Consider the following 25540-nt stretch of genomic DNA (forward strand, 5'->3'; position numbering starts at 1 on the left):
TGCCGCGACGGGCCGCACCGGCGGCGCATCGCTGCGCCGTCGTTTCCTTCGCTATCGCATCCTGAGCCGTGTGCGCGCGACGAACAGCGCGGCGAGGCTCAGCACCGCACATCCCATCAGATAGAGCGCCGGCGACAGCCGGTTGCCGGTCGTGCTGATCAGCCAGGTGATGACGAACGGCGCGAAGCCGCCGAACAGCGTGACACCCGTGTTGTAGCTGACCGCGAGCCCCGTTGCGCGCGTCTGCGACGGGAACAGCTCGGCCATCAGTGCCGGCAGCGCGCCGCAGTACATCGCCTTCAGCGCACCGATCCAGACCAGCGCGGCGAGCATCGTCGCGAACGACGCATGACGCGTGAGCCATGCGAACGTCGGCCACACGGTGACGAGCATCAGCGCGGCCGCGACCGCCATCATGCGGATGCGCCCGGTGCGATCGGACAGATGGCCGACGACCGGGGTGACGAGCGTCAGCACGAAACCGGTCGCGAGCGTCGCCGCGAAGCCCGTCGACGCGGGCAGCCCGAGCTGCTTGATCGCGTAGGTCGGCATGTACAGGATCATGTAGTTGATCGCGGTCGAGATCACGAGCGCGCCGATCGACAGCAGCACCCGCAACTTCTGGTCCGCGAACAGCTCGCGCACCGGCGCTTCGGAACGTGCCTGCGTCTTGAATTCGACACCTTCGTCGACGTAACGGCGGATGTACAGCCCGACCGGGCCGATCGCGAGGCCGAACAGGAACGGCACGCGCCAGCCCCAGCTTTCGAGTTGGGCGGGTGTCAGCGTGGCCGTCAGCAGCGCGCCGAAGCCCGACGCGAGCAGCGTCGCGAGGCCCTGGCTCGCGAACTGCCAGCTCGACATGAAGCCGCGCCGCTGCGGTGCGTGCTCGACGAGAAATGCGGTCGAGCTCGCGAATTCGCCGCCCGCGGAAAAGCCCTGCATCAGCCGCGACAGCATGATCCCGAGCGGCGCGAGAATGCCGATCGATGCGTAGGTCGGCATCAGCGCGATCAGCAGCGTACCGGCCATCATCATCGCGATCGACAGCAGCAGCGACGCCTTGCGGCCCGCGCGGTCCGCGTATGCACCGAGCACGAAGCCGCCGATCGGCCGGATCAGGTAGGACAGCCCGAACGTGCCGAGCGTCAGCATCAGCGACGTCGCTTCGCTCGTCGCGGGGAAGAACAGCTTGGCGATCGTGACCGCGAAGAAGCCGTAGACGATCAGGTCGAACCATTCGAGCGCGTTGCCGATCGACGCCGCGAAGATGATGCGCCGGATCTTCGCGGCGCTGGGGCGCGCGGCGTCCTGCGAGGTCAGGGTGGTCGTGTTCATCGTGTGTGCAGGTCCCGTGAAAGGGGTGAAGCGCGTTACAGGGCGGCGCCGGACGCGGCGGATGCCGCGCGGCGAACGGGCGGCGCGTCGTCGCCGAGATCCCAGAAGAGGCCGGCCATCATCTGCAGCCCCTCGCTGACGACGCTCGCGAGCAGATGCTCGTCGGGCGCGTGCTGCGAGCACGCGGGGTACGAGTGCGGCACCCACAGCGTCGGCAACCCCAGCGTGTCGGCGAATACTTCGTTCGGCAGCGTGCCGCCGAGATTCGGCAGGATCGCGGGCTTCTTGCCGGTGGTGCGCGCCAGCGACGCGACGGCCCAGCGGACCCACGGATCGTCCGGAGGCACGCGTGTGGCCGGCGCGCCGCGTTCGACGTCGATCTCGATGTCGGCGAAGCCGTGCGCATCGAGGTGCGCGCGCAGGTGCGCAGGCAGCGCTTCCCAGTCGGTGCCGACGACGAAGCGCAACTGGCAGTGCGCATACGCGACGGGCGGGATCGCGTTGACGGGGTGCTCGGGATTGCCGGCCTTGAACGCGAGGATCTCGAACGTGTTCCAGCCAAACACGCGCTCGGCCGCGGACAGGCCGGGCTCGCCCCAGTCGGCGTCGAGCGCCGGATCACCGGGGCCGCCGCCGACGGAAAGGTCGGCGAGCGCGTCGCGCACGGCCGCCGGGATCGGCGGCGGGCGCAACCCCTCGACGCGAATCGCGCCGCGCGCGTCGACGAGGCTCGCGAGCGCATGCGCGAGCACGATCGCCGGATTGCGCAGCAGCCCGCCCCAGTTGCCGGAGTGATGCGCGCCGTCGCGGGCGCGCAGGCTCAGCTTGAAATTGACCGAGCCGCGCGAGCCGAGGAATACGGTCGGGCGCGCGGCGGCGATGCGCGGGCCGTCGGACGCGATCAGCACGTCGGCCGCGAGCGCGTCGCGCTCCTGGCGGCACAGCGCGTCGAGGCCCGGCGACCCCGTTTCCTCGCCCATCTCGATCAGCAGTTTCGCGTTGAAGCCGAGCCGGCCGCCGCGTGCATCGAGCACGCTCGCCAGCGCCGCCAGGTTGATCGTGTGCTGGCCCTTGTTGTCGGCGCTGCCGCGGCCGTACCAGCGGTCGCCGTCGGCCGTCAGCGTCCACGGCGACAGCGGCGCGCGCCATTGCGCGTCGTAGCCGCGCACGACGTCGCCGTGGCCGTAGATCAGTACCGTCGGCAGCGCATCGTCTTCGTGGCGCGACGCGAGCAGGAACGGGCCGCCGCCGTCGACGGGGTTGTCGACGATCCGCGACGTGAAGCCGAGGCGTGCAGCCTCGGGGGCGATCTCGTCGGTCAGGTACGCGCGCAGCGCGGCTTCGTTGCCGCTGTCCTGGCTTTCGGTGCGCAGGCCGACGCGACGGCTGAGGGTCGTGAAGAACGCACCGGATTCGAACTGGTTCAGCGCGTGCTGGATGGCGGCGGTACGGCTCAAGTCGTGTCTCCTCTGTCGGGTTCGCTGCGCGCGTGGGCCGCGCAGGCAACGTGAAGTGCGATCGATTCTAGAAAGCCGTTTTTTTTGTCACAATGATCGAATTTCGAACCTTCCTTTGCCGAAAAGGCAAAGCAACGCGGCCGGATGGGGCCCGGGGACAGAACAATGGCGGCTTTCCTGCATGGCCTGGCGTTGCGGTATTTCGTCGAGGTGGCGCGCACCGGCTCGATCAGCGACGCGTCCGCGCGGCTGCACGTGGCCGTGTCGGCGATCAGCCGCCAGATCGCGAAGCTGGAAAGCGAGCTCGGTGCACCGTTGTTCGAGCGCCGACCGCGCGGGATGGCGCTGTCGGAAGCCGGCGAGCGGTTGCTGGCGTTCGCGCAGCGCAGCCTGCTGGAGGCCGAGCACGTGATGAAGGACATCGGCGGGCTCGATGCGCTGCACGGCAGCCTGCTGAAAATCGCCTGCTCCGAAGGGTTCGCGATCGACTTCCTGCCCGGCGCGCTCGCAAGCTTCAAGGCGCGTCATCCGGGCGTCGATTTCACCGTGTGGGTAGTGTCGCCGGCGGAGGCGACGCGGCGCGTGCGCGACGGCGATGCGGACATTGCACTGACGTTCAGCCTCGCGCCGGAGAAGGGTGTGCGCGTCGAGCACACGGAGCGCGCGCCGGTCTTCGCGCTGGTGCGCCACGACCATCCGCTCGCGGCGCGCGAAGCGGTATCGCTCACTGACGTCGCACGGCACGCGCATGTGCTGCCCGAGGCCGGCACGACGGTGCGCCAGCTGATCGACATTGCATGCGCACTCGACGGGCTGCTGCTCGAGCCCGAGCTGACGAGCAACAACACGGCAGCGATGTACGGCTACGCGCGGCGCACGGGGGCCGTGATGTTCACGGGGCTGCTGTCGGTACGCGACCGTTTCGATGCGGACGGCTTCGTCGTCGTACCCGTGACGAACCCGCAACTGCGCGAGCGCAGCATCCAGGTGCAGACGATGGCGGGGCGCGATCTGCCCACGTCGGTACGCGCGTTCCGCGACCACCTGATCGACGCGATGCAGGTCGCATCGGCGCCGCCGACGGCCATGCGAGGCCCGAGACGCCGGCCCGTGAGATAATCGTCAATCCGCCTTTCCTTGCCCATGCGGCTCATCGAGCCGCATCGCCCCCGTTCGACGCCAAATTGAAGAACCTGATTGTCACCCTCGATCGCGCCGGCGAGTTCGACGAGATCATCGACGTGCGCACGCCGCTCGAGTTCGCCGAGGACCACATTCCCGGCGCGCTGAACGCGCCCGTGCTCAGTAACGAAGAGCGCGTGCTCGTCGGCACGATGTACCGGCAGGTGTCGCCGTACGAGGCGACGCGCGTCGGCGCGGCGATCGTCGCGCGCAACATCGCACGCCATCTCGACACGACGTTCGCCGACCGGCCGCGCAACTGGCGGCCGCTGATCTATTGCTGGCGCGGCGGCAAGCGTTCGGGCTCGATGACGACCTGGTTCAACCTGATCGGCTGGAAGGCGCGCCAGCTGGACGGCGGCTACAAGGCGTACCGCCAATCGGTGTGCGCGACGCTCGATTCGCTGCCGACGCGCTTTCGCTATATCGCGCTGGTCGGCCATACGGGCTGCGGCAAGACGCGCCTGCTGAACGCGCTGCGCGACGTGGGCGCGCAGACGCTCGATCTCGAGGCGCTCGCGTGTCATCGCGGCTCGCTGCTCGGCGCGCTGCCGGGCAAGCCGCAGCCGGCGCAAAAGGGGTTCGATTCGGGGCTCGTCGAAACGCTTGGCCGTTTCGACCCCGAATGGCCGGTGTTCGTCGAGTCGGAAAGCCGCAGGATCGGGCTCGTGCAGTTGCCGATCGCGCTGATCGAAGCGTTTCACGCGGGGCCGTGGGTGCACGTCGACGCGGCGCACGACGAGCGGATCGCGTTCCTGCTCGACGATTACGCGCACCTGTTCGACGAACCGGACGCGTTCAAGGCGCAGCTTCATCGGCTGATCGGCCTGCACAGCCGCGAACAGGTGACGCACTGGAACGCGCTGATCGATGCGAACGCGCGCGCCGAACTGTTCGCCGAGCTGATCGACAAGCATTACGATCCCGCTTACGCGCGGACCTATCGCGCGACCTATAACAAGCCGAACCGGGCGCTGACGTTCACGTTCCGGCCCAACGCGACCGACGGGCGCGATCAGGCGCGCACGCTGCTGGCCGAACTCGCGCAGGCCGGGTTGCCCGCATCGGCCGCGCTTGCCGCCGGCGCGAAATCCGAAACCGACCAAGACCAATCGACGACCACACGATGACGACCGCACGCACCCAACCCAGTCCGGCCCTCGGCTGGATGACCTTCCTGCTGATTGCCGTCGCGGGACTGTTCTACGTGAAATGGTTTCCGTATTACAACAAGGCATTTGTCGCCGCCGAGCATCATTCGATCGGCCAGTCGATCCTGATGGGCACGTCGGCGGCCGCCCCCGAGCCGTCGCTGAAGGCCGCGCTCGACTACGCATGGGCGTACGGCAAGGCGATCTGGCAGGCGATGGTGCTCGGCCTGCTGCTCGGCTCGGCCGTGCAGGCGCTGCTGCCTGCGCACTGGGTGGCGCGCGTGCTCGGTCGCACGGGATTCGGCAGCGTCGCCGCGGGCGGCCTGCTGTCGCTGCCGGGGATGATGTGCACGTGCTGCGCGGCGCCGGTCGTCGCGGGCTTGCGTGAGCGGCATGCGTCGCCGGGCGGCGCGGTCGCGTTCTGGCTCGGCAACACGGTGCTGAACCCGGCGGCGCTGGTGTTCATGGGTTTCGTGCTCGGCTGGCACTGGAGCGCGCTGCGCCTCGTGCTCGGCATCGTGATGGTGTTCGGGATCGGCTATCTGCTGAACCGCATCGCGCGCCCTGAAGACCGCAGCATCGACGATGCGCAGCTCGCCGCGCTGGCAGCCGAGCAGGCCGCGGCCGGCAATCCGTTCGTCCGCTGGATGAAACTGCTCGCGCGCATGTCCGTGCGGCTGGTACCCGAATACATCGTGCTCGTGCTGCTGCTCGGCGCCGCGCGCGCGTGGCTGTTCCCGCACATCGGTCCGGACATCGGCAATCATCTCGGCTGGATCGTCGCGTTCGCGGTCGCGGGCATGCTGTTCGTGATCCCGACGGCCGGCGAAGTGCCGATCATTCAGGCAATGCTGTCGCTCGGCATGGGCGTCGGCCCGGCCGCCGCGCTGCTGATGACGCTGCCGCCGATCAGCGTGCCGTCGCTCGCGATGCTCGCGCGTTCGTTCAAGCCGTACATGCTGGCGATCGTCGCGACGCTGGTCGTCGTGTTCGGGATCGTGAGCGGCCTGCTCGCGATCGCGCTCGGGTTCTGACGCACGCAGGCGACGTGCCGGTCGGGCGCGTTCGTCGTATTTATCCGGCGCCGCCGCTTCACGCGTGCGGTGCCCTTTACAAGAAGCAAACAGGAAAACGCATGACCCAACCGAAGATTCATCCTCGACTCGAAAAGGCGCTGACGCGCGGCGATCTCGCGATCCGCCAGGCCAATTCCGCGCGGGCGACTGCCGTGCTGAACGCACTCGGCACGATGATCATCGAGGCCTCCGCAACGATCGGTGTCGATGCCAGCGTCGACATTCCGCAGGGCGACCGTATTTACGATCCCGTCAACGGCCTGTGGCCGCAGAAGATGCTGGTGTCGTTCGACGGCCCGGTGGACGAAGCCGAAAAGGAAGAGCTGCGCTCGGTCTACCTGGTGGCCGACGATCCGGGCACGCAGTTCCGCGTCGAATGGCATCGCGCGGACGGTAAGCTCGGTCGCCAGGAAGGCGGCCCGCTCGCGACCGTCGCGTTCCTGACCGACGTCGAGATCCCGTGGAGCGACGACGACGAGTAACGTCGTCGCGTGATGCCGGCGCCCGCTGCGCCGGCCGTCAGCGCATCATCCGCCGCCGGAACAGCCACGCGGACAGCAGGAACCCGCCGACTGCGTAGCCGGCGAGCACCGCGACGTGCAAGGCGATGTCGGTTGCCGGCCGGCCGAGCATCGCGGGCCGGATCAGTTCGACCGCGTTCGCGAGCGGCAGCGCCTGCGCCGCGTGCTGTGCGATCGGTGGCAACTGCGTGATCGGGAAGAACACACCCGACAGCAGCAGCATCGGCGTCAGCACGAGCGTCTGATAGAACATGAAGAAATCGTAGGACGGCGCGAGCGCCGTGACGATCATCGCGATGCTGGCAAACGCGAGGCCGGCGAGCGCGATCACGGGCAGCGCCGCGAGCATCGACGGAAACTGCGCATAGCCGAGTACCCCGGCGACGAGCATGATCGCGACGCCCGACAGCATCGCCTTGCTGGCCCCCCAGACGGTTTCGCCGAGCACGATGTCGCCGAGTGCGAGCGGCGTATGCATGATCGCTTCCCACGTGCGCTGCACGTGCATCCGCGAGAAACCCGAATACATCGACTCGAAGCTCGCGGACATCATCACGCTCGACCCGACCGTGCCGGCCGCGAGGAACGCGATGTACGACACGCCGTCGACGTGGCCGAGCATCAGGCCGAGCCCGAAACCGAGCCCGAACAGATAGATCATCGGATCGGCAAGATTGCCGAACATCGACGCGAGCGCGAGCTTGCGCCAGACGAGATAGTTGCGCCGCCAGACGGCGATCCAGTTGGTGGCATTCGCGGGCATCGCGATCGCGAAGCGCGATTCGCGCGGCGGGGCCGATGGTGTTGCAGCGGAATAGTTGCGCACGTCCATGGTCGATCAGTCCTGCATTTCGCGGCCCGTGAGCCGCAGGAACACATCCTCCAGATTGGCCGGGCGATGCAGATAGCGCAACCCGGGGCGCCCCTTGAGCCGTGCGCTGAGCGGTTCGGGGTCGGCCACGTAGCAGAACAGCGTCTCGCCGCTGATCTCGGTGTGCCTGGCGAATGCCGACAGCTCGTCGCGCAGGGTGGCCGGATCGGGCCCGTAGATCTCGATCACGTCGCAGCCGATCTCCGATTCGATCAGCGCGTGAGGCGCGCCCTCGGCGATCTTGCGGCCTTCCTCGATCACGCACAGCCGATCGCACAGGCGTTCGGCTTCTTCCATGAAATGCGTGGTGATCAGGATCGTCTTGCCGCGCGCGAGCAGCGAGCGCAGCCGTTCCCACATCAGATGCCGCGCCTGCGGATCGAGGCCCGTCGTCGGCTCGTCCAGCACCAGCACGTCGGGATCGTTGACGAGCGCGCGGGCGAGCGTGAGGCGGCGCTTCATGCCGCCCGACAACTCGCCGACCTTCGCATCGGCCTTGTTCTCGAGTCTCGCGAATTCGAGCAGCGGCTGCACGAGTGCACGTGCGGCCTGTGCCGACATCCCGAAATAGCGGCTGAACACGAGCAGGTTCTCGCGCACGGTGAAGTCGGGGTCGAGATTGTCGAACTGCGGGACGACGCCGACACGCTGGCGCGCGTGTCGCGCACGGGATGGAACCGGTTCGCCGCAAAGCGAAATGGCGCCGGCATCGGGATGCGCGAGACCGAGCAGCATCTTCAGCGTCGTGGTCTTGCCGGCACCGTTCGGCCCGAGCAGGCCATAGCATTCGCCGGCCTGCACGCTGAAGGAGAGGCCGTTGACGACGAGCTTGTCGCCATAGCGTTTTTCGACGTTCCGGAAATCGATCGGTGCGACGGACATGGGCATGTTGTCGTTGTGAGCGGGCGCGTTCCGCTGCCCGCTGTGCGGCCGGCTGGCGAACGGATCGGACGAATGCGTGTCACATGAGCATGACCGAAGCGCACAACGCCGGCGTGTATGACCCGCTGGAGTACGAACGGGCCATTCTAGTGCATCGGCTGCGTCTCTTCAGGGCATGCCTGCACGGTGCGATGCATGGGCGCACCGATCGTGCACTGCATCATCGCGCACGCGCCGGGCGGGGCGAATCAGCGTTTTCCATCCCTTGCGTCCTGAATTGCGGCGCACCATGATGAATGCGTAGGCTCGTTGTCGCGATAGGGAGGTTTCATGGCTAGCTACAACAAGATTTTGCTGTGTTACGACGGCACGCTCGAAGGGCGCAAGGCACTGCGTTGCGGCGCCAACCTCGCAATGGACCTGAAGGCCGAGACGCACTTGCTGTCGGTCGTCGACATGCGGTCGAGCATTGCGCAAAGCGCAGGTTTGCTGACCGATGTCGCATGCGGCCGCTTCGAGGAAACCGCGCGTGAAATCCTGCAGGAAGGCGTGAACTGGCTACGCGAGCGCGGCGTGCAGGCCGAAGGCCATTTCGCGTTCGGTTATCCGATCGACGAAATCGCGAATCTCGCGTCGGAGCTGAAGGCCGATCTCGTCGTGGTCGGCCACCGGTGCCGCAGCGGACTGTCGAGATGGTGGATGGGATCGGGCAATACGCAACTGCTCGACCGCGTGAACTGCAGCATTCTGGTGGCGTGTTCGTCGGCGGAAGAGCAGAAGGCCGAAATCGCACGCGAGCGTGAAGCGGCCACGGCGAACGGCAAATGATCTGAAGGCTCGATGGCTGCCTGACCGGCGATTCGTGCCGGTCAGGCGCCGCACCGCTTCAGCGGTGCATGCGTCGCGCGTCCTGCTGCGTTACGCATGCAGGTCGATCGCGGACAATTTCCACGAGAACAGCCCGAAGCGGTGGAAGATCGCCGCATAGCGCGTGCCGTCGGCGCTGCGCTGATACGTCACGACGAATTCGTCGATATTCCGGTAGCCCGCACTGGTTTGCTGCGGATGCTGCGCCTCGCTCGGGGCCGGCGCGGCAGGCGCGGGCGTTGACGCCGCCGTGACGGATGCGTTGGCGCTCGCTGCGGCGGCACTTGCGGGGGCCGGATTGGCCGGTGTGTTGCCCGATGTGTTGCCTTGCGGCAGATTCGACCAGTCAGGCGGACGCTCGCCCGGATTGCCGCGCGGCGGCAAGCCGCTCATCAGCGCGGCGACACCCTCCGGGGTCGCGTACGCATCGACCAGCGGGCCGATCAGCGCGGACCCGATCAGCGCACCGATCACCGCGAACGGATTGTTCTTCTTCACCGCGTCGATCCGGCGCATCAACTCTTCCGTGACCTGCTGCTTCAGGCTGATGCGCAGCGACGGAAAATCGACATACTCGCTGATTGCCTGCGCGTCGCGCGCATCGATCGCCGATTTCAGGCGACCGAGCGCGACGTACGGTGACGCGTACGCATAGCCGATCGCCGCAATGATCGCGACGACCAGCGCGACGATCAACAGGGGCTTGAGTCGCCTTGCGCGGCTCGGCGAACCAGTCACGTTGCCTCCGGTGCGGACATGTTCCGCAATCAGAGACCGCCCGGCGTAGCCGATCGTTCCTCTGCAATGCAGCGATCGATCATCCGGCACACCGCATCGATCGTACCGACCATGATCAGGCGTGAACGGCCGTGATAGACACGCACCGGCGCGCGGCGCGCGGGTTCCGCGTGATTGAGACCGGCGTTCAGCGATACCCGCGCGAACGCGGGGAGTGCTGACGGCAGCAGGGACGCCTGCCGTTCGACTGCGACTTCTTCTTGCACGGGCGCGGCCGCGGACAGCGGTGCGCAGGGCGTGCGGCCGCGCAGGTGACGCAGGCGGCCGAATTGACGGAAAGGCAGCAGACGGGCAAGGCGTTCCATGATGTTCTCCTCAGCGAGACGGAATGTCAGAGTTCGCCCGAGCGGATCAGCCCGACGGCGATGCCTTCCAGCGCGAATTCCGCGCTGCCGGCCTTGACGAAGATGTTTTCGTAATCCGGATTCTCCGCGATCAGCTCGAGACCGCCCGGCCGGCGCATCAGGCGCTTGACCGTGACGTCGTCGCCGAGACGCGCGACGATGATCTGGCCGTCCTTCGCTTCCGTGCGCTTCTGCACGGCGAGGAGATCGCCGTCGAGAATGCCGGCGTCGCGCATCGACAGGCCGCGCACCTTCAGCAGGTAGTCGGGCTTGCTGGTGAACAGCGCGGGATCGCATGCGTAGTGCTGCGAGATGTGCTCCTGCGCGAGGATCGGGCTACCGGCTGCCACGCGGCCGACGAGCGGCAGCGACAGCTGCATCAGGCCGGCGTGCGGCAACGTGAACTGGTGCGGGGCGTCGTCGATGCCGAGCAGGCGGATGCCGCGCGACGCGCCGGCGGCCAGCTCGATCACACCCTTGCGCGCCAGCGCACGCAGGTGCTCCTCGGCCGCATTCGGCGAACTGAAACCCAGCTCGGCCGCGATCTCGGCACGGGTGGGCGGGAATCCGGAACGCTCGATCGCGCGACGGATCAAGTCGAACACTTGCTGCTGACGGGCGGTGAGTTTGGTCATGGCTTAACTGTATGGATAGACAGTGAGCTGTATTTTTATACAGTACTTCGCGAATTTCAAGTGTTACGTGAGGTTCGACGCGATCACGCCGGTTCCGGCGTGATCCGGCGGCGCTAAAACGCCGGTTTATCCGCCGCAACCGTCCGTCCCGTCTGCGTTAGCACTTTTGAGTATTAAAAAATGAGGAACGATTATTTTTAATCATGTAACCCGTTCGTTAGACTGGCCCGACATCGCAATACCGACAACACTGGAGAACCAAGGATGGCGAAGCGCAATACGGGGCTGGTGGGCGGAGTGGGCCGCCTGATCGCAACACTCGCGCTGGGCGCGGCGGCGGCGCTGGGCGTCGCAACGCATGCCCAGGCCGATACGACGTTCCTGAACGTGTCGTACGACCCGACGCGCGAGCTGTATCAGGATTTCAACCAGGCGTTCGGCAAGGAGTGGAAGGCGAAGACGGGCGAGACCGTCAACTTCAAGCAGTCGCACGGCGGGTCGGGCGCGCAGGCGCGCTCGGTGCTCGACGGCCTGCAGGCGGACGTCGTCACGCTGGCGCTCGCGTACGACATCGACGCGCTCGCGAACAAGGGCCTGGTGAACAAGGACTGGCAGAAACGCCTGCCCGACAACGCATCGCCGTACACGTCGACGATCGTGTTCCTGGTGCGCAAGGGTAACCCGAAGGGGATCAAGGACTGGGACGACCTGACCAAGCCGGGCATCTCGATCGTCACGCCGAACCCGAAGACGTCGGGCGGCGCGCGCTGGAACTACCTGGCCGCATGGGCGTACGCCGTACACAAGCCGGGCGGCAACGAGCAGACGGCGAAGGAATTCGTCACGAAGCTCTACAAGAACGCCGGCGTGCTCGATTCGGGCGCGCGCGGCGCGACGACGAGCTTCGTGCAGCGCGGGATCGGTGACGTGCTGATCGCATGGGAAAACGAGGCGTTCCTGTCGGTCAAGGAATTCGGCACCGACAAGTTCGAGATCGTCGTGCCGTCGGTGAGCATCCTGGCCGAGCCGCCGGTGGCGGTGGTCGACAAGGTGGTCGACAAGAAGGGCACGCGCAAGCTGGCAGATGCCTACCTGAACTTCCTGTACAGCCCGCAGGGCCAGGAAATCGCGGCGCGCAACTACTACCGGCCGCGCTCGAAGAACGTGCCGGCCGAGCTGACGAAGCAGTTCCCGAAGCTGAAGCTGTACACGGTCGACGATACGTTCGGCGGCTGGACGAATGCGCAGAAGACGCATTTCGCGGACGGCGGCGTGTTCGACTCGATCTACAAGCCGCAGTAACGCCATAACGACAGCGGCGCGCCACGACAGCGCGCCGCATCCCCGACAGCCCGCCGGCGCGATTCACTGCGCCGGCGTTTGCGTCGGGCCCGTGAGCAGCAACGACCCAGCAAGAGCATCCGATGACGACGTACACCTTTCGCAAGCCGAGCGCGCTGCCCGGTTTCGGCGTGACACTCGGCATCACGGTGGCCTATTTGAGCCTCGTGGTGCTGATTCCGCTCGCCTCCACGTTCCTGAAGACCGCGACGCTGTCGTGGGACCAGTTCGTTACCGCCGTCACGTCGCCGCGCGTGCTCGCGTCGTACCGGCTGACGTTCCTGTCCGCACTCGGCGGCGCGCTGATCAACGCCGTGTTCGGCTTCCTCGTCGCGTGGGTGCTGGTGCGCTACACGTTCCCGTTCAAGCGCCTCGTCGATGCGATCGTCGACCTGCCGTTCGCGCTGCCGACGTCGGTCGCCGGCATCTCGCTCGCGGCCGTCTATGCGACCAACGGCTGGGTCGGCCAGTATCTCGCGCCGCTCGGCATCAAGATCGCGTTCACGCCGGCCGGCGTGCTGGTCGCGCTGACCTTCATCGGGCTGCCGTTCGTCGTGCGCACCGTGCAACCGGTGCTCGAGGATTTCGAGCGCGAGCTGGAGGAAGCGGCCGCGTGCCTCGGCGCGTCGCGCTGGCTGACGTTCCGTCGCGTCGTGCTGCCGGCCGTGCTGCCGGCGCTCCTCACCGGGTTCGCGCTCGCGTTCGCGCGCGCGCTCGGCGAATACGGGTCGGTGATCTTCATCGCCGGCAACGTACCGATGAAATCCGAGATCACGTCGCTGCTGATCATCACGAAGCTCGAGCAGTACGACTATGCAGGCGCGACCGCGCTGGCGGTCGTGATGCTGGTCGTGTCGTTCCTGATGCTGCTGCTGATCAACACGCTGCAGTGGTACCTGCAGCGCAGGACGAGCAAGGGCGCAAGCGGCCCGGCGCCGGCCACCGTCAACGCCGTCGCAGCAGGAGGCCAGCAATGAGCCAGGAGGCCACCGTCGTGCTGAAAACCCCGTCGCCGGCCGCGCGTGCCGCGAAACGGCTCGACCCCGTCAGCGAATCGCGCGGCGTGCGCTGGCTGCTCACGGGCATCGCGCTGGCGTTCCTCGCCTTCTTCCTCGTCGTGCCGCTCGCCGCGGTGTTCGTCGAGGCGCTGCGCAAGGGCGTCGGCTTCTATCTCGAATCGCTGGCCGATCCCGACGCCTGGTCGGCGATCAAGCTGACGCTGACCGTCGCCGTGATCGCGGTGCCGCTGAACCTCGTGTTCGGCGTATGCGCGTCGTGGGCGATCGCAAAGTTCGAATTCCGCGGCAAGGCGCTGCTGACGACGCTGATCGACCTGCCGTTCTCGGTGTCGCCGGTGATCTCGGGCCTCGTGTACGTGCTGCTGTTCGGCGCGCAGGGCTGGCTCGGGCCGTGGCTGCAGGATCACGACGTGCAGATCATCTTCGCGGTGCCGGGCATCGTGCTCGCGACGATCTTCGTCACGTTCCCGTTCGTCGCGCGCGAGCTGATTCCGCTGATGCAGGCGCAAGGCACCGACGAGGAAGAAGCCGCGCGCGTGCTCGGTGCGTCGGGCTGGCAGATCTTCCGCCGCGTGACGCTGCCGAACGTGAAGTGGGGCCTGCTGTACGGCGTGATCCTGTGCAATGCGCGCGCGATGGGCGAATTCGGCGCGGTGTCGGTCGTGTCGGGCCATATCCGCGGCCAGACCGACACGATGCCGCTGCACGTGGAGATCCTGTACAACGAATACAACTTCGCGGCGGCGTTCGCGGTGGCGTCGGTGCTGGCGCTGCTCGCACTCGTCACGCTCGCGCTGAAGCTGATCGCCGAGCGTCATCTCGCCGCCGAACTGGCCGGCGCGCGCGACGCCGTTCCCGCACATGCCGGCCCTGTCGCCGTCGTTTCGTCGAAATCGTAAAGAGGCAACCAGAATGGGTATCACCGTCCGTAACCTTCAGAAGCGCTTCGGCGATTTCACCGCACTCGACAACGTGTCGCTCGACTTCCCGCCCGGCGAACTGGTCGCGCTGCTCGGGCCGTCCGGCTGCGGCAAGACCACGCTGCTGCGCGTGATCGCGGGCCTCGAGCACGCGGACGCCGGCCAGGTCGTGCTGCAGGGGCTCGACGTCGCGTCGGTCGGCGCACGCGACCGCCAGGTCGGCTTCGTGTTCCAGCACTACGCGCTGTTCCGTCACATGACGGTGTTCGAGAACGTCGCGTTCGGGCTGCGCGTGAAGCCGCGTCGCGAGCGGCCGTCGGAAGCGGTGATTCGCGACAAGGTGCACGAACTGCTGAAGCTCGTGCAGCTCGACTGGCTCGCGCAGCGCTATCCGTCCGAGCTGTCGGGCGGCCAGCGCCAGCGCATTGCGCTCGCCCGCGCGCTCGCGGTCGAGCCGAAGGTGCTGCTGCTCGACGAGCCGTTCGGCGCGCTCGACGCGAAGGTCCGCAAGGAGCTGCGCGGCTGGCTGCGCCGCCTGCACGACGATCTGCACATCTCGACGATCTTCGTCACGCACGACCAGGAGGAGGCGCTGGAAGTCGCGGATCGCATCGTCGTGCTGAACCGCGGCCACGTCGAGCAGGTCGGCAGCCCGCAGGACGTCTACGATCATCCGCAAAGCGCGTTCGTGTACGAGTTCCTCGGTGCGGCCAACCGGCTGCCGGGCACGGTTGCCGGGCGCGGTTTCGTCGCCGAGGGCGCGGCTGCGCCGATCGAGGTCGACGCCGATTTCGCCGGCCCCGCGAATGCCTACGTGCGACCGCACGACCTGCAGCTGTGGCCGGCGGGCGAAGGGCATCGCGACGGGATCGCGGTGGACGTGCGCCGCGTGATTCCGCTCGGCGGTTCGGTGCGCGTGGAGCTCGAGGCGCGCGCCGGTGGCGCACTCGAGGCGGAACTCGACCGCGACGCGTGGCGTGCGCTCGCGCTGCAGGTCGGCGACGGTGCGACGGCCGTGCCGCGTGCGGTGCGCGTATTTCCCGCGCGTTGAGGCGAGAATGCAGGGCAGGGGGCGGGATTCGCTCCGGATCGATAATCAAACAACGACAGCCTAAGAGGCATACCCATGAATTTTCAGCAATTGCGGTTCGTGCGCGAAGCGGTGCGCCAGAACATGAACCTGACGGAAGTCGCGAACGTGCTGTACACGTCGCAGTCGGGCGTGTCGAAGCAGATCAAGGATCTCGAGGATGAACTGGGCGTCGACATCTTCATCCGGCGCGGCAAGCGGCTGACGGGGCTGACGGAGCCCGGCAAGGCCGTGCACCAGCTGATCGAGCGGATGCTGCTCGACGCCGAGAACCTGCGCCGCGTCGCGCGCCAGTTCGCCGACCAGGACAGCGGCCACCTCGTCGTCGCGACGACGCACACGCAGGCTCGCTACGCGCTGCCGAAGGTGATCCGGCAGTTCACCACCGTGTTCCCGAAGGTGCATCTCGCACTGCGCCAGGGCAGCCCGCAGCAGATCGCACAGATGATCCTGAACGGCGAAGCCGATCTCGGCATCTCGACCGAGGCGCTCGACCGCTATCCGGACATCGTCACGTTCCCGTGCTATTCGTGGCACCACACGGTCGTCGTGCCGAAGGGTCACCCGCTCGTCGGCCGCGAGAACCTGACGCTCGAGGAAATCTCCGAGTATCCGATCATCACGTACGACCAGGACTTCACGGGTCGCTCGCATATCGACCAGGCGTTCACGCAGGTGGGCGCCGTGCCCGACGTCGTGCTGACCGCGATCGATGCGGACGTGATCAAGACCTATGTCGAGCTCGGGATGGGGATCGGCGTGGTCGCGGCAATGGCCTACGATCCGCAGCGCGACACCGGGCTCGTCGCGCTCGATACGCAGCATCTGTTCGAGGCGAGCACGACGCGGGTCGGGCTGCGCAAGGGCGCGTTCCTGCGCGCGTATGCGTACCGGCTGATCGAGATGTTCGCGCCGCACCTGAACGAAGCGGAAATCGCGGGACTGTTGCGCGAAGCCGTTTGAGCACGGCGCGCGGCGCGCCGTCCGGGCTGTTGCCGCGGGCGGTGCGACGCGCGCGCGATACGGTGTGCAGGACGGCGGCAGGGCATTTGCGGCCTGCGCATCTGCCCGATTCGTCGCACCTTCGGCCGCTGTTGCGATTGGCCGCCTGATGCGTCGTCGTGCCGAACGGCAATCGACCTGCGTTCTCCTGCCTACAGAAAAGCAAGACGGCACGCGCGAACGCCTCGATTCGGTTTCGGCCATCCCTGGCCATCACGGCCGGGTAATTTTTCAGAAGATATGATTCAATGCGCGTGCATTGTCTGACGGCGGGTGTTCACGCCGCACGACGAAGAGGCGAACAATGAATCTGAAATGGTTTCTCTTTTCCTTCAAAGGCCGCACCGGGCGCTTGCCGTGGTGGCTCTACTCGCTGGCTTCCGGGCTGCTCGGCGCGTTCTTCGATGCGGGCTCGCGCGGTTCGTCGAACGACGATCTGCCGCTGCTGGTGGCGCTTGTCGGGATCGCGATCGCAGTCGTCGCGATGTGGTCGTGGATCGCGGTCACCGTGAAGCGGCTGCACGACATCGACAAGTCGGGGTGGTGGATGCTGCTGATCTTCGTGCCGATCGCCGGCGCGATCGCGTTGTTCGTGATGAACGGTTTCCTCGCCGGCACGCCGCATGCGAACCGCTTCGGCGAGGAAGCGCCGGCGCCGCAGGATCCGGCGTGACGCGTGGCGGCCATGCGAGTGTCGTATTTGCGCGTCGCGAAGCACGATCGCGCGCTCCGAATAAACCCTTAAATATTGATCAGACAGGTTGCGCGCCGAAGCGAATCGGTACAGCATAGCCCTCACTCCGCCAGCGTTCCGCCGGCGGCGGCGCGTCAACACAGCACGCGCCAGGCAGTCGGCCGTCTGCCTCGCTTCCATTCCGTGGTACCGACAGCAGCATCGATGGCCATTGCATGGGTAGTGTGGCGCAAACGTTTGCTCACATTAAAACAACAGTCCGGCCCTACGGGCCAGTCGCCAGGAGATGTGTATGAATGTCCGCTTTCGCCGTCGCTTCCTGACCGTCGCGCTCGCCGCCGTCGCGGTCGCTGCCGCACCGGCCGTCCACGCGCAATCCGCGGCCAAGCCGAAGGTCGCGCTCGTGATGAAGTCGCTCGCCAACGAGTTCTTCCTGACCATGGAAACGGGCGCGAAGGAATACCAGAAGCACAACGCGAATCAGTTCGACCTGATCACCAACGGCATCAAGGACGAGACCGACACCGCTAACCAGATCCGCATCGTCGAGCAGATGATCGTGTCGAAGGTCGATGCGATCGTGCTCGCGCCGGCCGATTCGAAGGCACTCGTGCCGGTCGTGAAGAAGGCGGTCGACGCGGGCATCATCGTCGTGAATATCGACAACCGGCTCGATCCCGACGTGCTGAAGTCGAAGAACCTGAACGTGCCGTTCGTCGGCCCGGACAACCGCAAGGGTGCGCGCAAGATCGGCGATTACCTCGCGAAGCGGCTGAAGGCGGGCGACCAGGTCGGCATCGTCGAAGGCGTGTCGACGACGACCAATGCGCAGCAGCGCACGGCCGGCTTCCAGGACGCGATGAAGGCGGGCGGGATGAAGGTCGTGTCGGTGCAGTCGGGCGAATGGGAAATCGACAAGGGCAATGCGGTGGCTGCCGCGATGCTCAACGAATACCCGAACCTGAAGGCGCTGCTGTGCGGCAACGACAACATGGCGATCGGCGCCGTGTCGGCCGTGCGCGCGGCCGGCAAGCAGGGCAAGGTGCTCGTGGTCGGCTACGACAACATCAACGCGATCAAGCCGATGCTGAAGGATGGCCGCGTGCTCGCGACCGCCGACCAGTACGCGGCGAAGCAGGCCGTGTTCGGCATCGACACGGCGCTCAAGGCGATCGCCGAGCATCGCAAGCAGGCCGACATGTCCGGCGTGGTCGAGACGCCGGTGGATCTCGTGACGAAGTAACGCCGCACCGATCCGGCCGCCGCCCTCAAGAATTCGGCGCGGCGGCCGTTATCCGGGGTGAGCGCGATCACGGCCACTGCATGCACATGCACTTGTGAGCGTCATACCCGCGTGCCGCGTGCGCGCGGCCGCAACCAGGATCGCGATGGAACCGACCTTCCAACCCTCCCGTTCAGCCTCTCCCGTGCTGTCCGTATCCGGCATCGGCAAGACCTATGCCGAACCCGTGCTCGCCGACGTCACGCTGACGCTCGACGCGGGCCAGGCGCTCGCGCTGACGGGCGAGAACGGCGCCGGCAAGAGCACGCTGTCGAAGATCATCGGCGGCCTTGTCGACCCGACCGCCGGCACGATGCAGTTGGGCGGCCACCTGTATGCGCCGGCGAGCCGCACGCAGGCCGAGGCGCTCGGCGTGCGCATGGTCATGCAGGAGCTGAACCTGCTGCCGACGCTGACGGTCGCCGAAAACCTGTTCCTGAATCGCCTGCCGCGGCGCTTCGGGATCATCGATCGTGCGCGGCTGCGTGAAGATGCGCGTGCGGCGATGGCGCAGGTCGGGCTCGACGCGGTCGATCCCGATACGCCGGTCGGCGCGCTCGGCATCGGCCACCAGCAGATGGTCGAGATCGCGCGCAACCTGATCGGCGACTGCCGCGTGCTGATTCTCGACGAGCCGACCGCGATGCTGACCGCACGCGAAGTCGAGCTGCTGTTCGAGCAGATCGACCGGCTGAAGGCGCGCGGTGTCGCGATCGTCTACATTTCGCACCGGCTCGAGGAACTCGCGCGCGTCGCCGAGCGTGTCGCGGTGTTGCGCGATGGCCGGCTCGTGCATGCGGGCGACATGGCGGCGACGACGTCCGACGGGCTCGTCACGCTGATGGTCGGGCGCGAGATCGGCGAACACATCGATCTCGGCGAGCGCCGTTTCGGCGCGCCGCGGCTCGCCGTGTCGGGCCTCACGCGCGGCTCGGCCGTACGCGACGTGTCGCTCGAGGTGCGCGCGGGCGAGATCTTCGGCATCTCCGGGCTGATCGGCGCGGGGCGCACCGAGTTGTTGCGGCTGATCTACGGCGCCGATACGCCGGATGCCGGAACGATCGCGGTCGGCCAGCCGCTGAAGCCGGCGCAGATCGCATCGCCCGTCGATGCCGTGAAACTGGGCATCGCGCTGATCACCGAGGATCGCAAGGGCGAAGGGCTGCTGCTGACGCAGTCGATCACCGCGAACGTGTCGCTCGGGCAGCTCGACCGGCTCGCGCGCGGCGGCATCGTCGATTCCGCACGCGAAACGGCGCTCGCCGAGCGGCAGATCGACGCGCTGCGGATCCGCACGCACGGCGCGGCGCAGCCGGTCGGCGAACTGTCGGGCGGCAACCAGCAGAAGGTCGTGATCGGCCGCTGGCTCGCACGCGACATGGGGGTGCTGCTGTTCGACGAGCCGACGCGCGGGATTGACGTCGGCGCCAAATTCGAGATCTACACTTTGATGGGCGCGCTCGCGCGTGAAGGCCGCGCGCTCGTGGTCGTGTCGAGCGACCTGCGCGAGCTGATGCTGATCTGCGACCGGATCGGCGTGATGTCGGCCGGCCGCATGACCGCCGTGTTCGAGCGCGGCAACTGGACCCAGGATGCGCTGCTGGCCGCGGCGTTCGCCGGCTTCGGCCGCGAGACGCCGGAGGACGGCGCACGGCATCCGGAAGCGGGGCAGGCGCGAGGCGCCGCCCCGGGCAATTCGACGACAGGACGACAGTAATGACCCAGCCTCCCGTATCCCCGACCGATGCAGGCGCCCAGCAGGACGCGACGGGGCGCCGCGCGCGCATGCTGTCCGGCACGCGGCTCGGCCTGTCGAACTATCTCGGGCTTGCCGGCGCACTCGCCGCGATGATCGCGCTGTTCTCGGTGCTGAGCTCCCATTTCCTCACGTACGACACGTTCAGCACGATCGCGAACCAGATTCCCGATCTCGTCGTGATGTCGGTCGGGATGACCTTCGTGCTGATCATCGCCGGGATCGACCTGTCGGTCGGCTCGGTGCTCGCGCTTGCCGCATCGATGGTCAGCGTCGCCGCGCTGAAATGGCAGTGGGGGCCGCTGCCGGCCGCGCTGATCGGGATCGCGGCCGCGACCGTGACGGGCGCGCTGACCGGCGCGGTCACGGTCGGCTGGCGGATTCCGTCGTTCATCGTGTCGCTCGGCGTGCTGGAGGCCGCGCGCGGCCTCGCATACCAACTGACGAATTCACGCACAGCGTATATCGGCGACGCGTTCGATTTCCTGTCAAACCCGATCGCGCTCGGCATCTCGCCGGCGTTCCTGATCGCGGTCGCGGTGATGATCGCGGCACAGTTCGTGCTCACCCGCACCGTGTTCGGACGCTATCTCGTCGGAATCGGCACGAACGAAGAAGCGGTTCGACTTGCGGGGGTTAACCCGCGGCCGTATAAAATTCTCGTATTCGCATTGATGGGCGCGCTCGCCGGGCTCGCGTCGCTGTTCCAGATTTCGCGGCTCGAGGCCGCCGACCCGAACGCGGGCGTGGGCCTCGAACTGCAGGTGATCGCTGCCGTCGTGATCGGCGGCACGAGCCTGATGGGCGGGCGCGGCTCGGTGATCAGCACGTTTTTCGGCGTATTGATCATCTCCGTGCTGGCCGCGGGGCTGGCGCAGATCGGCGCGAACGAGCCGACGAAACGGATCATCACCGGCGCGGTGATTGTGGTGGCGGTCGTGCTCGATACGTATCGCAGCCGGCGCACGCGCGCGCGGTAGCAAGACAGACAGAACAGACCAGAGAGAAACGGGAAATGGCGACGATCAAGGATGTAGCGGCCATGGCGGGCGTATCGTTTACGACCGTCTCGCACGTGGTGAACAATTCGCGGCCGGTGTCCGCGGATGTGCGTGCGAAGGTCGAAGGCGCAATCCGCGAGCTGAATTACGTGCCGTCGGCCGTAGCACGCTCGCTGAAGGCGCGCGCGACGGCGACCATCGGCCTCGTCGTGCCGAACAGCACGAATCCGTACTTCGCGGAGCTTGCGCGCGGCATCGAGGATCAGTGCGCGGCCAACGGCTATTGCGTGTTCTTCTGCAACTCGGACGACGATCCCGTGAAGCAGCGCAATTACCTGCGCGTGCTGCAGGAAAAGCGCATCGACGGGTTGATCGTCGCGTCGGCCGGCGAGGATGCGGTGCTCGCGCAGACGCTCGCGGATATCCATGCGCCGCTCGTCGTCGTCGATCGCAACATCGAGGGGCTCGCAGCCGACCTCGTGCAGATCGACCACGAGCGCGGCGCGTATCTGGCGACGCGTCACCTGCTCGAACTCGGGCACGCGAAGATCGGCTGCATCACGGGGCCGACCGACACGGCCGTCAGCGCGATGCGCGTGCACGGCTTCATCCGCGCGATGGCCGAGCGCGGGGTCGACATCGTGCCGGGCGCGATCGCGGAAAGCGATTTCTCGTGCCTTGGCGGCTATCACGCGGCGTCGCGGCTGTTCGAATCGGTGCGGCCGAGCGGGATCTTCGCGGGCAACGACCTGATGGGCGTCGGCGCGCTGCGCGCGGCAGCCGAACGCGGGCTGCGCGTGCCCGACGACTGCTCGATCATCGGTTTCGACGACATCGAATTTTCACGCTATACGTACCCGGCGCTGTCGACGGTCGGCCAGTCGGTGCGCGCGCTCGGCGAAATGGCCGCGCAGACGCTGATCGAACGGATCGGCGGCGGCTCGACGGCCGTGCCGAGCCGCCGTCGCGTCGTATCGCCGCGCCTCGTGCTGCGCGAATCGACGGCGATCTACCGCGAGCCGGCTGCACCGGGCGGTCGCGCATGACGGCGCCCGCGACGAACGCCGGCCGCGTGACGGTGGTCGGCAGCCTCAACATGGATCTCGTCGTGCGGGCGCCGCGGCTGCCGCTGCCGGGCGAAACGCTCGCCGGGCACGCGTTCGCGCAGGCGGCGGGCGGCAAGGGCGGCAACCAGGCCGTCGCCGCCGCACGGCTCGGCGCGCAGGTCGCGATGATCGGCTGCGTCGGCGCGGATGCGCACGGCGCGGCACTGCGTGCGGGCCTCGAAGCCGAGGGGATCGACTGCACGGGGCTCGCGACGAGCCCGTCGGCGTCGACCGGCGTCGCGCTGATCGTCGTCGACGATGCGAGCCAGAACGCGATCGTGATCGTGGCAGGCGGCAACGGCGAGGTCACGACCGACATGGTCGCGGGCCACGAGGCCGCGCTGGCGGCGGCCGACGTGCTGATCTGCCAGCTCGAGACGCCGCCGGACACCGTGTTCGCCGCATTGACGGCCGGGCGCAGGCTCGGCCGCACGGTGGTGCTCAATCCGGCTCCGGCCGTCGCGCCGCTGCCGGCCGGCTGGCTGCCGCTCGTCGATTACCTGATCCCGAACGAAGTCGAGGCCGCTGCGCTGACCGCGCTGCCGGTGCGCGACCCGGCCGAGGCGGAAGCCGCGGCACGCTTGCTCCAGGCGGGCGGCGCGCGCAACGTGCTCGTCACGCTCGGCGCGCGCGGCGTGCTCGCGTTGACGGCCGACGGCGCCGCGCGGCATTATCCGGCGCCGGCCGTGCAGGCCGTCGACACGACGGCGGCAGGCGACACCTTCATCGGCGGTTTTTCCGCGCGGATCGCCTCGGGCGCCGATGTCGACACGGCCATCCGCTTCGCCCAACGCGCGGCGGCGCTGTCGGTCACGCGAGCGGGCGCGCAGCCGTCGATTCCCACCCGCGCCGAACTGGCCGACTAGGGCCGGACCAGCGGTTCCCGGCTCGAATTCGCAGCCGGCCCGTCGCAGGAGACGGCCGGCCGCGCTTGCCGCAATGCGTCGGCGCATCGCCGGCCCTTCTATCCTCTCCCGGTTGTCGAATTGACCCGAATTTGCGTCAATTGTTCAGGTATTTGTAATAAACAGACGAATAATTCGAAAATATGGGCTGAAAACCATCAAGTTGTGCGTTGCACGGTCGTAAATGAGTCAGGTGAAGCAATGCTTCGAGCCAACGGGCCGGGCCCGTTCATGACGACGCAACACAGGATGGATGATGGTGTTCAGGAACCTGACGATTCGTGCGCGCATCGGTTTGACGATGGCGTTTCTGGCAGTGCTGCTGGGCGTAACCGGCGTGCTCGGGCTGTACGGGATGACGCGTTCGAACGATTCGACGCTCGATATTTTCACGAACCAGATGCCGAGCGCGGTCGACGTCGCGATGGCGGAAATGTATGCCGCGCGCGAGCGTCTCGCGCTCGACCGCGCGGCGCTGCTGGCCGGTACGCCGGATTCGGCGGCGGCCGTCGAGCGCAGCCGTACGATGCGCACGCAGGCCGATGCGTGGTGGCAGAAGTACCTCGCGCTGCCGCGCGGGCCGGAGGAAGACCGGCTCGCACAGGATGTCGTCACGAAGCGCCAGGCGCTGCAGCGCGGCTGTGACGCGTTCTCGAGCGTTCTCGCGGCGGACCAGCGCGATCGCATCGGCGACGGCGCCAAGCAGCTCCAGGTGCTCTACAACGACCTCGCCGTGGCGAGCGAAGCGCTGCGCAACTTCCAGTTCACCGATGCGCAGGCGAGCTTCAATCACGCTGAATCGGCGTTCGACACGCTGCGCGTGTTGTCGATCGTCATGCTGGCGGCCGGCATCGGCGCCGCGGTGCTGTCGTGGCTGACGCTGAGCCGCGCGATCGGCCGCCCGATCGCCGACGCGCTGTCGCACTTCGACGCGATTGCCGCCGGCGACCTGCGCCGGCCGGTCGTCGTGGACCGGCGCGACGAGATGGGCCAGTTGCTGGAGGGCCTCGCGAAGATGCAGCGCGGGCTCGTCGATACCGTGCGCACCGTGCGCGGCGGCAGCGAGTCGATCGCGACCGCGGCCCGCCAGATCGCGGCCGGCAACATCGATTTGTCGTCGCGCACCGAGGAACAGGCCGCCGCGCTGCAGGAAACCGCGTCGAGCATGGAGCAGCTGACCGGCACCGTGAAGCAGAACGCGGACAATGCGCGCCAGGCAAGTTCGCTGGCCGCGAATGCGTCGGAGATTGCAAACAAGGGCAATACGGTGGTCGGCCAGGTGGTCGGCACGATGGGCGAGATCAACGACAGCTCGGCGAAGATCGCGGACATCATTGCGATCATCGAGGGAATCGCGTTCCAGACCAACATTCTTGCGCTGAATGCGGCCGTCGAAGCCGCGCGCGCGGGCGAGGAAGGCCGTGGCTTCGCGGTCGTCGCGGGCGAGGTGCGCAGCCTCGCGCAGCGTTCGTCGAGCGCGGCGAAGGAAATCAAGGCGCTGATCGACGCGTCGGTGGAGCGCATCCGGACGGGCTCGTCGCTGGTCGACGAAGCGGGGCGCACGATGAGCGACGTGATCGGTGCGGTGCAGCGCGTGACCGACATCATGGGCGAGATCGCGGCGGCGTCCGAGGAGCAGAGCGGCGGGATCGACCAGGTGGCGCGCGCGGTCGCGCAGATGGACGAGGTCACTCAGCAGAACGCGGCACTCGTCGAGGAAGCGGCGGCCGCCGCGCAGTCGCTCGACGAGCAGGCCGGGCGCCTGCGTGAAACGGCGGCGGTGTTCCAGCTCGACGACGAAGCGGCACGCGCGGGCGCGGCTGCTCCGGTTGCGGCGCGTCACGCGTTGCGTGCACCTTCCACGGCGGTTGCGACGTCCGTTCAGATGGCGGCGCGCGATGATCGCGATGCACCGCCGAAGCGCGCTGCCGCACCGATGCCAGCACGCAAGCCCGTCTCGGCCGCTGCAGCGCCGGCGGCCGCTACCGCAGGCGGAGACGACTGGGAGACCTTCTGATTCGTACGTGCCGCGTATCTATCCCCATTTGGTGACGAACGACGCCCGCGACTTGCGGGCGTTGTCGTTTTTGCGCCCGAAGAAAGGTCAAATGTGACAGCGTGGCGGGTCGATCTCGCATCGTCGCATGCGTCGCTCGTCGCTTGTCGACGGACCGGCGCATGCGTGCGGCGTCACGTTCCCGCGTTCGTCGTACGGGTATCTCCGTAAGGGCGCTGCGAAAAAAATTTGTAACGACGCATGCGGCGTGTCATCGCACGCGGCTGTTCGAACGTATAGGGATGA

Annotated in this window: 24 protein-coding genes; 17 read left to right on the top strand and 7 right to left on the bottom strand. The window is 67.3% G+C overall.

The features are described 5' to 3' along the window. Positions 1 to 51 precede the first annotated feature (51 nt). Together AC5LXK_RS08285 and AC5LXK_RS08290 are read right to left on the bottom strand one after the other, a co-directional pair. Positions 52 to 1338, bottom strand: a complete 1287-nt coding sequence (locus tag AC5LXK_RS08285; protein ID WP_493391134.1) for an MFS transporter — start codon at positions 1336 to 1338, stop codon at positions 52 to 54. A 35-nt stretch (positions 1339 to 1373) separates the two neighbouring features. Then, positions 1374 to 2795, bottom strand: coding sequence for a M20 family metallopeptidase (locus tag AC5LXK_RS08290; RefSeq protein ID WP_493391135.1), 1422 nt, complete (start codon positions 2793 to 2795; stop codon positions 1374 to 1376). 165 nt (positions 2796 to 2960) lie between these two features. On the opposite strand from AC5LXK_RS08290, the gene AC5LXK_RS08295 reads away from it, so the two are divergent. The 4 genes from AC5LXK_RS08295 (at position 2961) to AC5LXK_RS08310 (ending at position 6686) form a co-directional block, all read left to right on the top strand. Further along, the gene (locus AC5LXK_RS08295; protein ID WP_493391136.1) at positions 2961 to 3914 is read left to right on the top strand and encodes a LysR family transcriptional regulator; all 954 of its coding nucleotides are present in this window, start codon (positions 2961 to 2963) and stop codon (positions 3912 to 3914) included. Between the two features lie 65 nt (positions 3915 to 3979). Beyond that, the gene (gene mnmH / locus AC5LXK_RS08300) at positions 3980 to 5107 is read left to right on the top strand and encodes a tRNA 2-selenouridine(34) synthase MnmH (RefSeq protein WP_493391137.1); all 1128 of its coding nucleotides are present in this window, start codon (positions 3980 to 3982) and stop codon (positions 5105 to 5107) included. After that, the gene (locus AC5LXK_RS08305; protein ID WP_493391138.1) at positions 5104 to 6162 is read left to right on the top strand and encodes a permease; all 1059 of its coding nucleotides are present in this window, start codon (positions 5104 to 5106) and stop codon (positions 6160 to 6162) included. The genes mnmH and AC5LXK_RS08305 overlap by 4 nt, the downstream gene beginning before the upstream one ends. Positions 6163 to 6263: 101 nt before the next feature. After that, positions 6264 to 6686 (top strand): hypothetical protein, encoded by a 423-nt coding sequence (locus AC5LXK_RS08310; protein WP_493391139.1) that lies wholly within the window; start codon positions 6264 to 6266, stop codon positions 6684 to 6686. 37 nt (positions 6687 to 6723) lie between these two features. Here AC5LXK_RS08310 and AC5LXK_RS08315 read toward each other — a convergent pair whose 3' ends face one another. Beyond that, positions 6724 to 7557, bottom strand: a complete 834-nt coding sequence (locus AC5LXK_RS08315; RefSeq protein WP_493391140.1) for an ABC transporter permease — start codon at positions 7555 to 7557, stop codon at positions 6724 to 6726. Positions 7558 to 7563: 6 nt separating this feature from the next. Then, positions 7564 to 8478 (bottom strand): nodulation factor ABC transporter ATP-binding protein NodI, encoded by a 915-nt coding sequence (gene nodI / locus AC5LXK_RS08320; protein ID WP_493391141.1) that lies wholly within the window; start codon positions 8476 to 8478, stop codon positions 7564 to 7566. Positions 8479 to 8808: 330 nt separating this feature from the next. Here nodI and AC5LXK_RS08325 point away from each other — a divergent pair, with 330 nt between their 5' ends. After that, positions 8809 to 9306: a universal stress protein gene (locus AC5LXK_RS08325; protein ID WP_493391142.1), complete on the top strand. Its 498-nt coding sequence runs from the start codon at positions 8809 to 8811 to the stop codon at positions 9304 to 9306. Between the two features lie 90 nt (positions 9307 to 9396). On the opposite strand, the gene AC5LXK_RS08330 is transcribed toward AC5LXK_RS08325, so the two are convergent. Genes AC5LXK_RS08330 through lexA form a run of 3 tightly spaced genes read right to left on the bottom strand, consistent with a single transcriptional unit; the run spans position 9397 to position 11122 of the window. Beyond that, entirely contained in the window at positions 9397 to 10083 is a 687-nt protein-coding gene (locus AC5LXK_RS08330; RefSeq protein WP_493391143.1) for a DUF2939 domain-containing protein, read from the bottom strand. Positions 10084 to 10112: 29 nt separating this feature from the next. Continuing rightward, on the bottom strand, positions 10113 to 10448 hold the full coding sequence (locus AC5LXK_RS08335; RefSeq protein WP_006476078.1) for a hypothetical protein: 336 nt from the start codon (positions 10446 to 10448) through the stop codon (positions 10113 to 10115). A gap of 26 nt (positions 10449 to 10474) precedes the next feature. Then, a complete protein-coding gene (lexA, locus tag AC5LXK_RS08340; RefSeq protein WP_006754655.1) occupies positions 10475 to 11122 on the bottom strand; it encodes a transcriptional repressor LexA in 648 nt (215 codons plus the stop codon). A 264-nt stretch (positions 11123 to 11386) separates the two neighbouring features. Between lexA and AC5LXK_RS08345 the strand changes: the two genes are divergently transcribed. From AC5LXK_RS08345 to AC5LXK_RS08400, 12 genes are all read left to right on the top strand, one after another. Then, the gene (locus AC5LXK_RS08345; RefSeq protein WP_059234392.1) at positions 11387 to 12424 is read left to right on the top strand and encodes a sulfate ABC transporter substrate-binding protein; all 1038 of its coding nucleotides are present in this window, start codon (positions 11387 to 11389) and stop codon (positions 12422 to 12424) included. Positions 12425 to 12546: 122 nt separating this feature from the next. Next, on the top strand, positions 12547 to 13440 hold the full coding sequence (cysT, locus tag AC5LXK_RS08350; RefSeq protein ID WP_493391144.1) for a sulfate ABC transporter permease subunit CysT: 894 nt from the start codon (positions 12547 to 12549) through the stop codon (positions 13438 to 13440). Next, positions 13437 to 14381, top strand: a complete 945-nt coding sequence (cysW, locus tag AC5LXK_RS08355; RefSeq protein ID WP_493391145.1) for a sulfate ABC transporter permease subunit CysW — start codon at positions 13437 to 13439, stop codon at positions 14379 to 14381. Before cysT ends, cysW begins: the two co-directional genes overlap by 4 nt. A gap of 13 nt (positions 14382 to 14394) precedes the next feature. Next, a complete protein-coding gene (locus tag AC5LXK_RS08360) occupies positions 14395 to 15453 on the top strand; it encodes a sulfate/molybdate ABC transporter ATP-binding protein (protein WP_321785016.1) in 1059 nt (352 codons plus the stop codon). A 75-nt stretch (positions 15454 to 15528) separates the two neighbouring features. Next, positions 15529 to 16455 (top strand): CysB family HTH-type transcriptional regulator, encoded by a 927-nt coding sequence (locus AC5LXK_RS08365; RefSeq protein WP_493391146.1) that lies wholly within the window; start codon positions 15529 to 15531, stop codon positions 16453 to 16455. A 343-nt stretch (positions 16456 to 16798) separates the two neighbouring features. Beyond that, positions 16799 to 17167 carry a DUF805 domain-containing protein gene (locus tag AC5LXK_RS08370; protein ID WP_493391147.1) on the top strand — a complete coding sequence of 123 codons (369 nt, stop codon included), beginning with the start codon at positions 16799 to 16801 and terminating at the stop codon, positions 17165 to 17167. Between the two features lie 313 nt (positions 17168 to 17480). Then, positions 17481 to 18431 (top strand): sugar ABC transporter substrate-binding protein, encoded by a 951-nt coding sequence (locus AC5LXK_RS08375; RefSeq protein ID WP_493391148.1) that lies wholly within the window; start codon positions 17481 to 17483, stop codon positions 18429 to 18431. Positions 18432 to 18576: 145 nt separating this feature from the next. After that, the gene (locus tag AC5LXK_RS08380) at positions 18577 to 20187 is read left to right on the top strand and encodes a sugar ABC transporter ATP-binding protein (RefSeq protein ID WP_493391149.1); all 1611 of its coding nucleotides are present in this window, start codon (positions 18577 to 18579) and stop codon (positions 20185 to 20187) included. Next, positions 20187 to 21206: an ABC transporter permease gene (locus AC5LXK_RS08385; RefSeq protein ID WP_493391150.1), complete on the top strand. Its 1020-nt coding sequence runs from the start codon at positions 20187 to 20189 to the stop codon at positions 21204 to 21206. Before AC5LXK_RS08380 ends, AC5LXK_RS08385 begins: the two co-directional genes overlap by 1 nt. Positions 21207 to 21241: 35 nt before the next feature. After that, positions 21242 to 22273, top strand: coding sequence for a LacI family DNA-binding transcriptional regulator (locus AC5LXK_RS08390; RefSeq protein ID WP_493391151.1), 1032 nt, complete (start codon positions 21242 to 21244; stop codon positions 22271 to 22273). Next, positions 22270 to 23199: a ribokinase gene (rbsK, locus tag AC5LXK_RS08395; protein WP_493391152.1), complete on the top strand. Its 930-nt coding sequence runs from the start codon at positions 22270 to 22272 to the stop codon at positions 23197 to 23199. The genes AC5LXK_RS08390 and rbsK overlap by 4 nt, the downstream gene beginning before the upstream one ends. A gap of 295 nt (positions 23200 to 23494) precedes the next feature. Then, complete coding sequence (locus AC5LXK_RS08400) at positions 23495 to 25255, top strand: methyl-accepting chemotaxis protein (RefSeq protein WP_493391153.1); 1761 nt, start codon at positions 23495 to 23497, stop codon at positions 25253 to 25255. Positions 25256 to 25540: the final 285 nt, after the last annotated feature.

It is taken from the genome of Burkholderia pulmonis (genome assembly GCF_984667975.1).

Coding starts and splice junctions, on each gene's coding strand:
- AC5LXK_RS08375 (WP_493391148.1), top strand. CDS start 17,481: ATGAATGTCCGCTTTCGCCGTCGCTTCCTGACCGTCGCGCTCGCCGCC.
- AC5LXK_RS08305 (WP_493391138.1), top strand. CDS start 5,104: ATGACGACCGCACGCACCCAACCCAGTCCGGCCCTCGGCTGGATGACC.
- AC5LXK_RS08285 (WP_493391134.1), bottom strand. CDS start 1,338: ATGAACACGACCACCCTGACCTCGCAGGACGCCGCGCGCCCCAGCGCC.
- AC5LXK_RS08315 (WP_493391140.1), bottom strand. CDS start 7,557: ATGGACGTGCGCAACTATTCCGCTGCAACACCATCGGCCCCGCCGCGC.
- AC5LXK_RS08390 (WP_493391151.1), top strand. CDS start 21,242: ATGGCGACGATCAAGGATGTAGCGGCCATGGCGGGCGTATCGTTTACG.
- cysT (WP_493391144.1), top strand. CDS start 12,547: ATGACGACGTACACCTTTCGCAAGCCGAGCGCGCTGCCCGGTTTCGGC.
- rbsK (WP_493391152.1), top strand. CDS start 22,270: ATGACGGCGCCCGCGACGAACGCCGGCCGCGTGACGGTGGTCGGCAGC.
- AC5LXK_RS08380 (WP_493391149.1), top strand. CDS start 18,577: ATGGAACCGACCTTCCAACCCTCCCGTTCAGCCTCTCCCGTGCTGTCC.
- cysW (WP_493391145.1), top strand. CDS start 13,437: ATGAGCCAGGAGGCCACCGTCGTGCTGAAAACCCCGTCGCCGGCCGCG.
- AC5LXK_RS08400 (WP_493391153.1), top strand. CDS start 23,495: ATGGTGTTCAGGAACCTGACGATTCGTGCGCGCATCGGTTTGACGATG.
- AC5LXK_RS08345 (WP_059234392.1), top strand. CDS start 11,387: ATGGCGAAGCGCAATACGGGGCTGGTGGGCGGAGTGGGCCGCCTGATC.
- nodI (WP_493391141.1), bottom strand. CDS start 8,478: ATGTCCGTCGCACCGATCGATTTCCGGAACGTCGAAAAACGCTATGGC.
- AC5LXK_RS08385 (WP_493391150.1), top strand. CDS start 20,187: ATGACCCAGCCTCCCGTATCCCCGACCGATGCAGGCGCCCAGCAGGAC.
- AC5LXK_RS08335 (WP_006476078.1), bottom strand. CDS start 10,448: ATGGAACGCCTTGCCCGTCTGCTGCCTTTCCGTCAATTCGGCCGCCTG.
- lexA (WP_006754655.1), bottom strand. CDS start 11,122: ATGACCAAACTCACCGCCCGTCAGCAGCAAGTGTTCGACTTGATCCGT.
- AC5LXK_RS08295 (WP_493391136.1), top strand. CDS start 2,961: ATGGCGGCTTTCCTGCATGGCCTGGCGTTGCGGTATTTCGTCGAGGTG.
- AC5LXK_RS08365 (WP_493391146.1), top strand. CDS start 15,529: ATGAATTTTCAGCAATTGCGGTTCGTGCGCGAAGCGGTGCGCCAGAAC.
- AC5LXK_RS08360 (WP_321785016.1), top strand. CDS start 14,395: ATGGGTATCACCGTCCGTAACCTTCAGAAGCGCTTCGGCGATTTCACC.
- AC5LXK_RS08370 (WP_493391147.1), top strand. CDS start 16,799: ATGAATCTGAAATGGTTTCTCTTTTCCTTCAAAGGCCGCACCGGGCGC.
- AC5LXK_RS08310 (WP_493391139.1), top strand. CDS start 6,264: ATGACCCAACCGAAGATTCATCCTCGACTCGAAAAGGCGCTGACGCGC.
- AC5LXK_RS08325 (WP_493391142.1), top strand. CDS start 8,809: ATGGCTAGCTACAACAAGATTTTGCTGTGTTACGACGGCACGCTCGAA.